At 65.1% G+C, this 12,990-nt stretch carries 14 protein-coding genes and 1 pseudogene; 6 read left to right on the plus strand and 9 right to left on the minus strand.

Features of this window, described 5'->3' with window-relative positions; genetic code table 11:
- Nucleotides 1–298 (minus strand): rRNA maturation RNase YbeY (ybeY, locus tag PSV33_RS12285; protein ID WP_300562221.1); only part of this gene is annotated, 298 nt, incomplete at its 3' end.
- Nucleotides 299–302: 4 nt separating this feature from the next.
- Complete coding sequence (locus PSV33_RS12290) at nt 303–1,316, minus strand: PhoH family protein (RefSeq protein ID WP_300562192.1); 1,014 nt, start codon at nt 1,314–1,316, stop codon at nt 303–305.
- A gap of 116 nt (nt 1,317–1,432) precedes the next feature.
- On the opposite strand from PSV33_RS12290, the gene ruvA reads away from it, so the two are divergent.
- From ruvA to PSV33_RS12315, 5 genes are read left to right on the plus strand one after another with little or no spacing between them, the layout of a single operon-like run.
- Nucleotides 1,433–2,005, plus strand: a complete 573-nt coding sequence (ruvA, locus tag PSV33_RS12295) for a Holliday junction branch migration protein RuvA (protein WP_300562194.1) — start codon at nt 1,433–1,435, stop codon at nt 2,003–2,005.
- A 1-nt stretch (nt 2,006) separates the two neighbouring features.
- Nucleotides 2,007–3,080, plus strand: a complete 1,074-nt coding sequence (ruvB, locus tag PSV33_RS12300; RefSeq protein WP_300562196.1) for a Holliday junction branch migration DNA helicase RuvB — start codon at nt 2,007–2,009, stop codon at nt 3,078–3,080.
- 7 nt (nt 3,081–3,087) lie between these two features.
- Nucleotides 3,088–4,254, plus strand: a complete 1,167-nt coding sequence (locus tag PSV33_RS12305; protein ID WP_300562198.1) for an efflux RND transporter periplasmic adaptor subunit — start codon at nt 3,088–3,090, stop codon at nt 4,252–4,254.
- A 15-nt stretch (nt 4,255–4,269) separates the two neighbouring features.
- Nucleotides 4,270–5,496 carry an FtsX-like permease family protein gene (locus tag PSV33_RS12310; RefSeq protein ID WP_300562200.1) on the plus strand — a complete coding sequence of 409 codons (1,227 nt, stop codon included), beginning with the start codon at nt 4,270–4,272 and terminating at the stop codon, nt 5,494–5,496.
- A 4-nt stretch (nt 5,497–5,500) separates the two neighbouring features.
- Nucleotides 5,501–6,229 carry an ABC transporter ATP-binding protein gene (locus tag PSV33_RS12315; RefSeq protein ID WP_300562203.1) on the plus strand — a complete coding sequence of 243 codons (729 nt, stop codon included), beginning with the start codon at nt 5,501–5,503 and terminating at the stop codon, nt 6,227–6,229.
- 243 nt (nt 6,230–6,472) lie between these two features.
- Here PSV33_RS12315 and PSV33_RS12320 read toward each other — a convergent pair whose 3' ends face one another.
- A complete protein-coding gene (locus PSV33_RS12320) occupies nt 6,473–7,048 on the minus strand; it encodes a hypothetical protein (RefSeq protein WP_300562206.1) in 576 nt (191 codons plus the stop codon).
- Between the two features lie 271 nt (nt 7,049–7,319).
- On the opposite strand from PSV33_RS12320, the gene PSV33_RS12325 reads away from it, so the two are divergent.
- Entirely contained in the window at nt 7,320–8,060 is a 741-nt protein-coding gene (locus tag PSV33_RS12325; protein WP_300562224.1) for a hypothetical protein, read from the plus strand.
- A gap of 36 nt (nt 8,061–8,096) precedes the next feature.
- On the opposite strand, the gene PSV33_RS12330 is transcribed toward PSV33_RS12325, so the two are convergent.
- The 6 genes and pseudogenes from PSV33_RS12330 to PSV33_RS12355 form a co-directional block, all read right to left on the minus strand.
- Nucleotides 8,097–8,336 (minus strand): hypothetical protein, encoded by a 240-nt coding sequence (locus PSV33_RS12330; protein ID WP_293594350.1) that lies wholly within the window; start codon nt 8,334–8,336, stop codon nt 8,097–8,099.
- A gap of 112 nt (nt 8,337–8,448) precedes the next feature.
- Entirely contained in the window at nt 8,449–10,173 is a 1,725-nt protein-coding gene (locus PSV33_RS12335; RefSeq protein ID WP_300562210.1) for a lysoplasmalogenase family protein, read from the minus strand.
- Nucleotides 10,174–10,192: 19 nt separating this feature from the next.
- A complete protein-coding gene (locus PSV33_RS12340) occupies nt 10,193–11,323 on the minus strand; it encodes a DSD1 family PLP-dependent enzyme (RefSeq protein WP_300562213.1) in 1,131 nt (376 codons plus the stop codon).
- Nucleotides 11,323–11,967 (minus strand): histidine phosphatase family protein, encoded by a 645-nt coding sequence (locus PSV33_RS12345; protein WP_300562215.1) that lies wholly within the window; start codon nt 11,965–11,967, stop codon nt 11,323–11,325. The genes PSV33_RS12340 and PSV33_RS12345 overlap by 1 nt, the downstream gene beginning before the upstream one ends.
- On the minus strand, nt 11,964–12,587 hold the full coding sequence (locus PSV33_RS12350) for a DUF4136 domain-containing protein (protein WP_300562218.1): 624 nt from the start codon (nt 12,585–12,587) through the stop codon (nt 11,964–11,966). Before PSV33_RS12350 ends, PSV33_RS12345 begins: the two co-directional genes overlap by 4 nt.
- Nucleotides 12,588–12,616: 29 nt before the next feature.
- A pseudogene (locus PSV33_RS12355) lies at nt 12,617–12,990 on the minus strand (tRNA 2-thiocytidine(32) synthetase TtcA); the annotation flags it as partial.

The raw sequence follows: 12,990 nt of genomic DNA on the forward strand, positions 1-12,990 counted from the left end.
CCTGCTCGCGGGCCTCGCGTTCCACCACGGGCGCACACAGCACCAGGTCGGCCGTCACCAGTGGCGCCCGTGTGTAGTCGAAGGTCAGCACGTTGGTGGCGTAGTCTTTTTGCCGGTAACTGCGGTTCAGCGCCTGGCCTTCTTCAGCGTCCACGATGCGCACCGTGATCTCGGCATCGTTCACCAGCGCATGGCGTATCCAGCGTGCCACGCTGTGGCGCGGCAGGGCGGCGCGGTGGCGTCGGGCGTTCTGGAGGTCGCCGAACTGCAGCGACAGGCCCAGTTGGTTGAGCCCCATTTGTTCAAGAGCCATTTCGGCTCTTTGTCCTTGTGGGGCGTGCGACAGGCGCTATCGAATCAATAGCGTCGTCGATGCCCGGGGTTTTTCCCTTGTAGCCGTCATAGGCGTCCACGATGCGCGCCACCAGCGGGTGCCTCACCACGTCGGCGCTGGTCAGGCGGGTAATCGCAATGCCCTTGACGCGCTTGAGCACCCGTTCGGCATCAATCAGCCCGCTGAGCTGGGTGCGCGGCAGATCGACCTGGCTGACGTCGCCGGTGATCACCGCCTTGGCGCCAAAACCGATACGTGTCAAAAACATCTTCATCTGCTCGGGTGTCGTGTTCTGCGCCTCGTCAAGGATCACAAAGGCATGGTTCAGCGTACGCCCGCGCATGAAGGCCAGCGGCGCGATCTCGATCTGCTGGCGTTCAAACGCTTTTTGCACACGTTCAAAGCCCATCAGCTCATACAGCGCGTCGTAGAGCGGGCGCAGGTAGGGGTCCACCTTCTGGTTCAGGTCGCCGGGCAGAAAACCCAGGCGCTCACCGGCCTCGACCGCCGGTCGCGTCAACACGATGCGCTGCACCGCGCTGCGCTCCAGCGCGTCCACCGCGCAGGCCACGGCCAGGTAGGTCTTGCCGGTGCCGGCCGGGCCGATGCCGAAGGTGATGTCGTGGGTGGCAATGTTTTCCAGGTAGGCGCCCTGGTTGGCAGTGCGCGCGCGCAGGTCGGCGCGGCGGGTGGACAGCGCCATGGCGCCGTCGGGGGCGATGCTCAGCGCGGTGTCGCCGGCCAGCATGAGTTGCACGGTTTCCTCAGGAATCGGCCGCTGCGCCATTTCATACAGCGCCTGCAACACCTCCAGCGCCTGCTGGGCCTTGGCTTTGGGCCCGTCGATCTTGAACTGTTCGAAGCGGTGCGCAATCGTGACCTGCAGTGCCGCCTCGATGGTGCGGATGTGCGAGTCCATCGGGCCGCAGAGGTGGCCCATGCGGGTGTTGTTTGGCGGGGTGAAAGTGTGGCGGAGGATCAAATGCAGGCTTTCCGGACGGTTGGACCGGTCAGAACCGGCGGGACACAGGCAGATGGGTGATTGTCCCCCGATATTCAAGTCAGCGGGCGCGCGGGCACGACTGCTAAGATTTGCCCATGATCGGACGAATAAGTGGCCTGCTGGCCGAAAAGAACCCCCCGGAACTGCTGGTGGACTGCAACGGCGTGGGTTACGAGGTGCTGGTGCCCATGAGCACTTTCTACAACCTCCCCGGTCTGGGCGAAAAAGTCTCGCTGCTGACCCATTTTGTGGTGCGCGAGGACGCGCAGATCCTTTACGGCTTCGGCAGCGCCAGCGAACGTGCCGCCTTCCGCCAGTTGATCAAGATTTCCGGCGTCGGCCCGCGCACCGCGCTCAGCGTGCTCAGCGGCATGAGTGTGGACGAGCTGGCCCAGGCTGTGACCCAGCAGGAAACCGGCCGCATCATCAAGGTGCCCGGCATCGGCAAGAAGACGGCCGAACGCCTGTTGCTGGAGCTCAAGGGCAAGCTGGGCGCCGACATGGGGATCACGGTCAGCGTGGCCGACGACGCGCAGTCCGACATCCTGCAGGCGCTGGTGGCGCTGGGTTACAGCGACCGCGATGCGGCGCTTGCGCTGAAGGCGCTGCCGAAAGACATTGGGGTCAGCGACGGCATCAAGCTGGCGCTGAAGGCTCTGGCGAAATAGCATGACTATTCAAACGGACGACTTCGACATGTCCGGCGTGCCGCCCGTGAAGCGGGTCATGTCCGCCACGCCGGCCTCGCCCAACGAGGAAGCCATCGAGCGCGCGCTGCGGCCGAAATTGTTCGACGAGTATGTGGGCCAGTCCAAGGTGCGTGAGCAGCTCGAGATTTTCATCGGTGCGGCCCGCAAGCGCAGCGAGGCCATGGACCACGTGCTGCTGTTCGGCCCGCCCGGCCTGGGCAAAACCACACTGAGCCACATCATTGCGCACGAACTGGGCGTGAACCTGCGCCAGACCTCGGGGCCGGTGCTGGAAAAACCAAAAGACCTGGCGGCGCTGCTGACGAATCTCGAAAAAAACGATGTGCTTTTCATCGACGAGATTCACCGCCTGAGCCCGGTCGTCGAGGAAATTTTGTACCCCGCGCTGGAGGATTACCAGATCGACATCATGATCGGCGAAGGCCCGGCGGCGCGCTCCATCAAGCTTGACCTGCAGCCCTTCACGCTGGTGGGCGCCACCACCCGCGCCGGCATGCTGACCAACCCGCTGCGCGACCGCTTTGGCATCGTCGCGCGGCTGGAGTTTTACAGCGCCGACGAACTGGCGCGCATCGTGCGGCGCAGTGCTGGCCTGCTCCACGTGCCGATGGACGAAGACGGCGGTTTTGAAATTGCACGTCGTTCGCGCGGCACACCGCGTATTGCCAACCGCCTGCTGCGCCGCGTGCGCGACTATGCCGAGGTCAAGGGCGCAGGCCACATCACCCTGGACATCGCCAACAAGGCGCTGGCCATGCTGGACGTGGACCCGCAAGGCTTCGACGTGATGGACCGCAAGCTGCTCGAAGCCGTGATCCACCGTTTTGACGGCGGCCCGGTCGGCCTGGACAACATCGCGGCCAGCATCGGCGAAGAGCGCGACACGATTGAAGACGTGATCGAGCCCTATCTGATCCAGCAGGGTTATCTGCAGCGCACACCGCGTGGCCGCATTGCCACGCTGGCGGCCTACCGGCATCTGGGCGTAACACCGCCCGGCACTGGCGCCGGCCTGTTTGAACCCGGAACCTGAGATCCCCATGAACCTGGCACACACCCTTTCCCTGAAACGCGGCTGGATCTGGATGGGGGTTGTAGCCATCGTCGTGGGGGCAGCCGGCGTGGCCTGGTTTGTCCAGAAAAGCCCTCGGGTGGATGTGCTGGAGCTGCGATATGCGCCCCTGGTGCGGACCCTGCAGTTTTCTGCCCGTGTGGCGACCCTGTCGCGTGTGGACGTCGGCAGTACCGTGACCGGGCGCGTGGCGCGGGTGGCGGTAGACGAAGGTGCACAGGTGCGCGCGGGCGATGTGCTGGTCCAGCTGGAGACCGATGAACTGCGCGCCGCCGTGGCCCAGGCCGTGGCGGCCGAACGCCAGGCCGAGGCCACGCTGCAGGCGGCCCGCGCCACCTTGCGGCGCGTGCAGCCACTGGTGGCGCAGGGGTTCTACAGTACGGCGCAACTTGATGATGCGCAACGCGCGGTTGATGTCGCGCTGGCGCAGCAGGGCTCGGTGCGGGCGGCGACTGCAGCGGCCCGTGCCCGCCTGACACAAACCGCTGTGCTGGCACCCACCGATGCGCGGGTATTGACACGCGCGGTCGAGCCAGGGCAGATTGTGCAACCCGGCAAGGCCCTGATGAGTCTGGCGCTGGCCGGCCCCACGCAGCTGACGGCGCAGGTGGACGAACGTTTTCTTGACCAGTTGCAACCGGGGCAGAAGGCGGCCGTGGTGGCCGATGCTTTTGCCGACCAGCGCTTTGCCGCCCGCGTGTTGTCAATTGCCCCCGCAGTGGATGCGCAGCGCGGCGCGATCGAAATCAAGTTCGCGCTCGAGCAGCAGGCCCCGGCCTTTTTGCGCGAAGACATGACGCTGTCGGTCGAGGTCGAAACCGGCCGGCGCGAACGCGCCTTGGTGCTGCCGTTGAGCGCCCTGCGCACACAGCCCTCAGCCACCACCGCGACGGTGCTGGTCGCCGACGCGGGGCGCGCCCAAGAGCGCAAGCTGCGCCTGGGCTTGCGCACGCTGGACGCGGTCGAGGTGCTGGAGGGACTGGCTGAAGGTGACGCCGTGCTGCTGGGCGGCAGCGTGCCGGCCGGCGCCCGGATTCGCGCACGCCCCGTGGCCTGGACGCCCGGGCAGCCAGTCGCCAGGGCCGCCGCCACGTCCGAAGCGGGCTCGGCCATGTCCAACGCCATGGGGCGCTGAAACGTCTGCCACCGCATGATCCCCGGGCTCGGTTTTGAATGGCGCGTGGCGCTGCGTTTCCTGCGCGAGGGGCGCATGCAGACCGTGCTCATCATTGTTGGCGTGGCGGCCGGCGTGGCGGTCATTGCCTACATCTCCGCGTTGATCAGCGGCCTGCAGCAAAGCACCCTGACCAAAACCCTGGGCGCACAGGCGCACATCAGCGTGCGTGCGCCCGACGACATCGTCACGCCCGCCTGGCCGGCCGTGCCGGGCACCACCGCACTGACCGACACCCAGCCGCGCGCGCAGCGCCTGCGCTCCGTGGCCAACTGGCAGGCGCTGGTGCCGCTGCTTGAGGCCCTGCCCGGCATTGCCGGCGTGTCCCCCATGGTGTCGGGCGCCGGCCTGGCCCTGCGCGGCGAAGCCACCCAGGCGATTGCGCTGATGGGTGTGGACCTGGACCGCTACGACCGGGTCGTCGGCCTGCGCGGCAAGGTGATCAGCGGCACCGCGCGGCTGGCGCCCGGCGAGGCCATCGTGGGCAAGGAACTGGCGGCCGACCTGGGCGTGCGCGCCGGCGACCGCCTGACCGTGCAGACCGGCCTGGTCAGCGACTCGGTGCGTGTCACCGCGTTGGTGGATCTGGGCATCAAGGACCTGAACCGGCGCACCGTCATCGTGCCGCTGCGCGCGGCGCAAAACCTGCTGGGCCTGCCCGGCGGCGCCACCAGCCTGGACCTGACCGTGAAGGATGTCTGGTCGGCCCAGGACCTGGCCGGTGAGCTGCGCCGGCAGTTTCCCTACAAGATTGAAAGCTGGCAGGAGAGCAATGCGCAGCTGGTGTCGGCCCTCAACGCCCAGTCGGTCAGCACCTCGCTGATACGCGGGGTGGTACTGGTGGTGGTGGTGCTGGGCATTGCCAGCGTGCTGGTCGTGTCGGTCGTGCAAAAGCGACGCGAAATCGGCATCCTGCGCGCCATGGGCGCCACGCGCGGGCAGATTCTGCGGCTCTTTCTGGTGCAGGGCGCGGTGGTCGGCGCCCTGGGCTCGGTGCTTGGCATCGCGCTGGCGGTGGCCATGATCTGGCTCTTCACAAAATTTGTGCGCGGCTCCGACGGGTTGCCGCTGTTTGTGATTGGCCTGCCGCTGTCCACCGCCCTGCAGGTGGCGCTGGTCGCCACCGTGTGCGGCGTGCTGGCGGCGGTGGCACCGGCGCGCCGCGCCGCCGCGCTGGACCCGGCGCAAGCCATCCGGATGTGAGCCCATGAGCACTGCCGTCGACTCCCGTGCGCTGATCGAGATGCGTGACGTGCGCAAGAGTTACAACCTCGGCCTGCCCAGCCAGGCCGAGATCCTGCACGGCGTTGCGCTGCAAGTGCAGCGCGGCGAATTCATCGCGCTGATCGGCCCCTCGGGCTCGGGCAAAAGCACGCTGCTCAACATCGTCGGCCTGCTCGAAGGCATGACGGCCGGCAGCTACCGGCTGCAGGGCGAAGAGGTGTTTGGCCTGGACGATGCCGCCCTGACGATGTTGCGGCGCAGCACCCTGGGCTTTGTGTTCCAGTTCCATCATCTGCTGCCTGCCTTCACCGCGCTCGAAAACGTCACCTTGCCGGCGCTGATGCGGGAGGGCCGCGTCAGTACCAGGCAACGCGAGCATGCCCGCGCGCTGCTGGCCTCGGTGGGCTTGGCCAAGGCCATGGACAAGCGGCCGGGCGAGCTGTCGGGCGGCATGCAGCAGCGCGTGGCCATTGCCCGGGCGCTGGTCATGGAGCCGGCACTGGTGCTGGCCGACGAACCCACCGGCAACCTTGACACCGCCTCGTCCGACGAGGTGTTTGTGCAGCTGCGGCGCATGCACGTCGAACTCGGCACCACCTTTGTGGTCGTCACCCACGACCCGCGCCTGGCCGCCCGCTGCGACCGGCTGGTGGAGCTGATCGACGGGCGGATTGCGCGGGATGAAGCAGTCGCCCACACGCCAGCCAGCTGATCCGCAGGCATCGTTGACTGCCTGAACATCCGAGCCGCCGTCACCAGGAAGAAGCTTTGAACACGCATCACCCGTTGCGACGAGATTGATGGACCCTCATGGCCAACCGGGCTCACCCCACGCCGATTCAGCACGGGCCACCACAGAGCCCACTTTAGATGCCGGATATACGACTGCAGGCGCTTCCCACAAAGCCGAACTATCGATCAAGCTCTTGGCGTGAGGAAGTCTATATACGACCTGTCAGGTCGGGTACGCGAACCTCGTGCCCTCCACCTGTTCAAGGAAGTTCCCCCAAATAGCCCATTCCGAGTGAGTTGGATCGGTGCAGGCGAGAACCCATAGGGCTGCAATGGGGAGCTGAGGTGGGAGCACCAGGGACTCGGGCTTGAAATGAATTCGTCTGTTCAAGTGAATTAGTACGGTGAGGTCCTTGCGACCGCTGTACACGGACAGGCCTTTCACCAGCGCATCGAGCGTAACCCGGGCATTCCTCTCCTCAGGAACCAGCTCCTTTATCTGAACCGGCGCGAAGTTCTGAACATCGCCATCGAACCACATACCAACGAAATCAGCGTCTTCAAACTCTCCTTTCGATAAGAAAACCTTCCGGCCTGTTCGTTCGCTCATTCCATGGCAGAACAGTGCGCCGATCCGAGCCTCCCGCCATTCTTTGAGCCTGTTCGTCCGCAGAGACCTCACCTCAGCGTTCACCGGCTCGACCAGAAGCCGATGCTCAATGAAGCGTAGGCGCCTCAGAAAGGGCACGGGATCGCGGTAGTCCCGTCTTCCTGCTTCACGCAAGCGAATTGCTTCCATGCACGGCCTAATTTGGATACATCCCGAAAAAGTGCGGAATAACATGGCGCGTTGCCAGATCACATGTCGCAGAAAAATCTAGAAAGATGTTTGTAGTCATGGCGTTAGCTTTGATTGCCTGCGAGTTTATACACGCCTGTTTCATTTGACAAAGCCGCCCTTACGATTTCAGTCCAAGGCATGCCATTCTCAGGCAACTGGCGTATTCAGGCCATCTCTGCGACCGCATCTTCGTCAAGGGGCTCATACCGCCTGACTACACTTGGTGCAGATGAGCGTTCCCCTTCAACTCAATCGCGCGCGCGACGGCCTCGCTTCCTATTTCCGCAGTGCCAATGTCATGCGCAGCCGCAGCGTCAGTGATGTCGTGCTGTCGGGCACGGTCGATGTGCCGGCGCCGCCTGCCAGTCTGGTGGCCGACTGGGAAAGGGAGATCTTGTTGCACCTGGAACTGGAACCCGGTGACGTCGAGGCCTTGCCTTTGGTGCGAGCGCGGGCGCGCTGGCCGGACTACCGGCGCTGCGTGCAGGCGGTGTCGGATTGGATGCACACCTTGGGCCTGGACGAGGAGCTTGCAGCTTGCGACCTTGCCCTGATGGCCTGCCGCGGCGCGAGGTACCACCATGACGGCGCGCAGTATGGCGGCGCGGCCTTCTGCAATCTCTTCCTGAGCGAAGACAAGGGTCTGGACCTGCATTTTCCGGCGAGCGGTCACCGCATTGCCTTGCGCCGGGGCACGGTAGTGGTCTTCGATACCGGTCAGCCGCATGCCGTGATCGAGCGCAGCAGTGCTGGCTTTGATGCGGGCGATTTTCCAGCGGGGCGGGAGTGCAGTCTGGTGTTTCTGACCTGGGAGCTTCCGATTGAAAACGCCGCTCTTGGGCGTGCGTTGGGGATCAGCTTCGACATCGACCCTTCGACCGCCTTGCTGCTGGGCGATGAGCAAGTCTGGCTGAACGGCGCACCGGCCAGTGTGTGCCCGGCGTCTGGCCGGTGGTGTCAGGCAGACTGACTGCTCCGGCACGTTCGGCCGGAGCGCGTCGGGGGCCTACTTGCCCATTTTTCCCTGGAGCACGGCCACCAGATGGCCCTTGGCCTCGGCCAACTGGGCCTTGTCGCTGTCATGTACTTTCCGGAAAAAAGCGGCGCATTCGGCGGAGCCGGCCTGCTCGGCATCCTTGATGTACTGGTCGTAGGCCATGAGCGCCTGCGCCTTGTTCTGGATCAGCGTGATCCAGTCATATTCAAGGTTGCTGATGGGGTGGCGGTCGGTAGATGGCTCTTGCATGAAAACTCCTGTTGAAATGCAAAAGCATAGAAACCCGCGGGGCCGCCTTCTGTAGGCCTGCACCGACGGATGCACCTCATATCGTCGCAAGAATCGCCTTGCGGCCGCCACTTCAGCTATCCCGTCGCCCGGACGTGGCAGGCCGCGCGTGGTGCACGATCAAAATCTGCGCGATGTAGTAGGTGCTCAGCACCCACAGCTGCGCCAGGGGCAGGGGCTGGGCGAACTTGTTGGTGGCCAGCAGTGCGTCACTGAGCATGAAAAACCCCGCGCCGAAGGCCATGCCCAGTGCAGCCTTGTCGCGCAGCACGGTGGCCCGCCCAATGGCCTGCGCGGCCATCAGTGCAATCACGATCACATAGGCGGCCACCGCAAAACGCAGCACCGGGTTGAGCCCGTTGAACAGAAAGGCGTACATCAGCGTGCCAATGCCCAAGGTGGCCACCAGTGCGCGCCGGCTCGGGAACCAGGCCTGGGTCTGCTTGAACAGGGCGATGTAAAACAGGTGCGCCACCAGGAAAGACAGCAGGCCCGGAATGAAAAAGCCGGGAAACATCAGGAAGACGTCACCGGCCAGTGAAAATGCCAGTCCCGTCAAAAGATACAGATCAAATCGACCTGCAGCCCTTATGGGGTAAGCGCGGGCAGCTACAAAAACAAGAGCGAAACAAAGCGCCAGCGGCTTGAACACACGGTGCAGTTCCCCCAGCCCCAGGGCGCTGGTGGCGGTTGCCAGCGCGGCGGCTTCGATCAGCAGCACCTCGGTCATGCTCAGGCGCCCTTGCAGCGCGGCGCCCACTGCCCAGAGCCCGGTGGCCAGCACCGCCAGCCAGAGGGCCGACTGCGACGCCGGCAGGCTGTCGGCGTACCAGAGAAACAGGGCGACGCCCTGCAGCAGCGCGGCAAACTGCACGGCGCCAAACCACATCAGGGGGCGGCTCATGGGCGGGTGGAAACGCTGCAGCCGCGCGATGTCAAAAGGCGGCTTGGGAAAACGAGCGGCCACGTCTGCCGGGCGCCAGCCGGGCGGCTTGAACCAGACGCGCAGCTTGTCGCCCCAGTTGCTGGCGTGCCAGGAGTCTTTGGCCAGCGCCCAGTAGACCTCGGTGTTGGACCACAGCGGGTCCCAGCTGTTGAGCGGGCTGCGGGTGCCATACACACATTTCTCGTCTTCTTCCTTGAAGCTGCCGAAGAGGCGGTCCCAGACGATCAGGATGCCGCCGTAGTTTTTGTCAAGGTAGTTGTCGTTGACCGCGTGGTGCACACGGTGATTGGACGGCGAGCAGAACCAGCGGTCAAACCAGCCGAGCCTGGGCACATGTTCGGTGTGCACCCAGAACTGGTAGAGCAGGTCGATCAGGACCACCACACCGAACACCAGCGGCGGCACGCCGGCAATCGCCATCGGCACATAAAAAATCCATCCAAGCAGGGCGCCGCTGCTGGTCTGGCGCAGAGCGGTGGACAGGTTGTAGTCCTGGCTCTGGTGGTGCACCACATGCGCTGCCCAGAAGACCGCGCTTTCATGGCCGGCGCGGTGCAGCCAGTAGTAGCAGAAGTCGTAAAACACCAGGGCGATCAGCCAGCCGTACCAGGTGGTCCAGAAGGCCTGGTCAGGGAAAAGCGCCACCGACGAATAAATGGCGGTGTAAATGCCGACGCGAAACAACCGGGTGAACACTGCGCTGATCTGGCTCAGCATGCCCAGGCTGATGCTGTTGATGGCGTCGTTCAGGCGGTAGGTGTTGCGGCCCTTGGCGTAACCCCACGCGAACTCGATGGCGATCAGCAGAAAGAAAACGGGGGTGGCAAGGACGATGATCTGGCTGGGGGTCATCCTGCCATTTTGGCGCAGCTCAGGTCAAAGCGCCTCTGGCATCAACCCTGATGATCTGCTCGACCGTGCCATGTTCCAGGCCGCCGCGCACGCCCAGCAGGTGCTCGTGCAGGTTGATGGTCGGGTCGCAGTGGCCGGGGATCAGCCACACCGTGTCGCCCAGCGCCGGCAGCTGCGCGCCGCGAAGAATGCCGTGTTCGTCGCCGCCGTTGGCGTAGTCCAGCGCCAGGCCGTGCACTGCGGGCAGGCCGGAATCAATCGCATGGCTTTTGTGCCCGGCGTCCACCACCGCATGGCTGGCGCAGACACTCATGACCTGGCTTTTGACGAACAGCGCGTGTTCAAACTGCGGCTGCGCCGGATCGCGTTCGTTGTCGGCGTAGTCGCGGTCCATGAACAGGTAGGAGCCTGCCTGCAACTCGCCATAGACGCCGCTGGCGGTTTCCAGCGCAAAGGTTCCGGTGCCTGCGCCGGTGACCAGCGGCACCGCGTGGCCGGCCGCCTGCAGCGCTGCGCGGGTGGTCTGCACATGGGTGATCACCTGCGCAATCGCCGCCTGCCGTTCGGCCACGGTGCGCAGATGCTGGGCGCGGCCATGGTAGGCCTGCAGGCCGCCAAACTGCAGCGCCGGGTGCACGGCCAACTCATCGGCCAGCGCCACGGCGGCTGGGCCGGGAGCGACGCCGCAGCGCCCATGACCGACGTCGATTTCGATGAAAACGCGAAGCAGGGCGGCGGGCTGGCCGTGCGCGGCCTGGGCCAGCCGGCGCAGGCCTTCGGCGCTGTCGACCGCGATGGCCAGCTGGCCGCCCAGGGCCTGCAGCTCCCTGGCAACCGTCACCACGCGCTTCAGCTTGAAGGGCGAGACCACCTCGTTGCTGATGTAGATGTTGTTCACGCCAAGCGCCGCCAGCGCCTCGGCTTCCGAGGTCTTCTGGACGCAGACGCCAACCGCGCCGCGGGCCATCTGCAGCCTGGCCAGGGTGGCACTTTTGTGCATCTTGGCGTGTGGCCGCAGCATCACGTCGTGCTGCGCCGCGAACGCCGCCATGCGCTCCAGGTTGCGCTCCATGGCATCGAGGTCAATCACCAGCGCGGGGGTGTCGATGGCCGCGGCGGGGCGGCCCAGAATGTCAGACAGCAGGTGCATCAGGTGGTCGTTTCATCGAGGGAGTTGTTGTTGTCCAGGTGCTGGGTGTCGGCCCAGCCCACCAGCGTGAAACCCTCCGGCGTCCAGAGCAGGCGGTTGATGGCCGCATTGCCCAGCGCCCAGGTGCGTGGCGCCTGGATGTCCAGCCGCGTTGCGGCCCGGTACAACACGTCCATCACGCCGCCGTGGCCGACCAGCACGATCAGTTCACCGGCATGGCGCGCCGCAAGTTTTTCGGCGGTGGCGACCACCCGTTCGCGCAGTTGCAGCAGCGACTCGCCGCCGGTCGGGGCAAAGGCCGGGTCGCGCGTGCGCCAGAGTCTGGCCTGCTCGGGCAGGACGGATTCAATCTCGGCAAAGGTCTTGCCCTGAAACTCGCCGAAATGACGTTCGCGCAGGCCCTGTTCGGCGGTCACCGCCACACCGGTGACGCGGCTGATCGCCATGGCCGTTTCATGGGCGCGCCCGAGGTCGCTGGCGTAAATCGCGTGTATGGGTTCCTCCGCCAGCGCACGGGCCAGGCGCTCGGCCTGCCAGCGACCGGTGTCGTTGAGCCCGACATCAAGCTGGCCCTGGATGCGCGTATCCACATTCCAGGTGGTTTCGCCGTGGCGTATCGCCAGCACGCGCGCGGATTCGCTCAAGGCTTGATCTCGACGCTAACACGGCGCGGACCGGCCGGTGGCACCGGAAAGCCGCGCAGCGCGGCGTCCAGCATGGCCGACAGCACCGGGTCGGTGTCCAGCCAGGGTTCCTCGCTGACCGCACGCGTTTCATACACGGCGATGTTGCTGCGCAGCTCGCGCATCACGATGCTGATTTCGCGCCGGTAAATCGGCGTGTCCATGCCGCCCAGCGGAAAACCGAAACCGAAACCCACACCCACGCCGCTGACACCCACGCCGCTACCGCCGCCGATGAAGATGTTCGGACTGCCATACGGGTAGCCGCCGTCCCAGCGCGAACGCAGCATGGGCTGGGAGCTGGCGCTGACCTGCACACTGAAAACTGCCGCTGGCGGGTTGTGCTGCAGGCCCACCCTGCCCAGCGCGGCCTGGGCCAGGCTTTCGAGCCGGGCCTGGGAGGCGTCCACCTGCTGCGAGAGCAAACGCTCGAAGCGGTAGCTGCTGCCCGGCGCGGGCGGCCCCGGCGCCCAGCGGGCAAAGCTGTTGACCTCGCTCTCGACCACGCGGGTGCTCGCGCAACCGCCCAGCAGTCCCACCAGGGTTGCTGCAAAAATGATAGCTGTCAGTGCTCGTTTCATAAGGCCTCCATGCACAAAAGTATTCACGGTCAGCTCAGGGACACCACCGCCAGTCCGGGCCGCGCCGGTTCGACAAATTCTTCTTCATCAAAGGCCTTGTCGCCGTCCGGGTCCGGCATGCCGGTGCTGCGTATGCCCTTGAAGTCGTGCTGCTTGCCGTCCATCAGGTGCGAAGGCACCACGTTTTGCAGCGAGGTGAACATGTTCTCCAGGCGGCCGGGAAACTTTTTGTCCCACTCGCGCAGCATGTTGCCGACCTGCACACGCTGCAGGTTCTGCTGGCTACCGCACAAGGTGCACGGAATGATGGGGAAGTCGCGCACCTGGGCCCACTTGATCAGGTCTTTTTCGGGCACATAGGCCATGGGCCGGATCACCACGTGTTTGCCGGTGTCGCTGACCA

This window comes from Polaromonas sp. (assembly GCF_029945895.1).
GTDB lineage: Bacteria > Pseudomonadota > Gammaproteobacteria > Burkholderiales > Burkholderiaceae_C > Polaromonas.

What these genes read in the sequence shown, in the direction of transcription:
- ruvA (WP_300562194.1), top strand. Translation starts at nt 1,433, where the DNA reads ATGATCGGACGAATAAGTGGCCTGCTGGCCGAAAAGAACCCCCCGGAA.
- ruvB (WP_300562196.1), top strand. Translation starts at nt 2,007, where the DNA reads ATGACTATTCAAACGGACGACTTCGACATGTCCGGCGTGCCGCCCGTG.
- PSV33_RS12305 (WP_300562198.1), top strand. Translation starts at nt 3,088, where the DNA reads ATGAACCTGGCACACACCCTTTCCCTGAAACGCGGCTGGATCTGGATG.
- PSV33_RS12310 (WP_300562200.1), top strand. Translation starts at nt 4,270, where the DNA reads ATGATCCCCGGGCTCGGTTTTGAATGGCGCGTGGCGCTGCGTTTCCTG.
- PSV33_RS12315 (WP_300562203.1), top strand. Translation starts at nt 5,501, where the DNA reads ATGAGCACTGCCGTCGACTCCCGTGCGCTGATCGAGATGCGTGACGTG.
- PSV33_RS12320 (WP_300562206.1), bottom strand. Translation starts at nt 7,048, where the DNA reads ATGGAAGCAATTCGCTTGCGTGAAGCAGGAAGACGGGACTACCGCGAT.
- PSV33_RS12325 (WP_300562224.1), top strand. Translation starts at nt 7,320, where the DNA reads ATGAGCGTTCCCCTTCAACTCAATCGCGCGCGCGACGGCCTCGCTTCC.
- PSV33_RS12330 (WP_293594350.1), bottom strand. Translation starts at nt 8,336, where the DNA reads ATGCAAGAGCCATCTACCGACCGCCACCCCATCAGCAACCTTGAATAT.
- PSV33_RS12335 (WP_300562210.1), bottom strand. Translation starts at nt 10,173, where the DNA reads ATGACCCCCAGCCAGATCATCGTCCTTGCCACCCCCGTTTTCTTTCTG.
- PSV33_RS12340 (WP_300562213.1), bottom strand. Translation starts at nt 11,323, where the DNA reads ATGCACCTGCTGTCTGACATTCTGGGCCGCCCCGCCGCGGCCATCGAC.
- PSV33_RS12350 (WP_300562218.1), bottom strand. Translation starts at nt 12,587, where the DNA reads ATGAAACGAGCACTGACAGCTATCATTTTTGCAGCAACCCTGGTGGGA.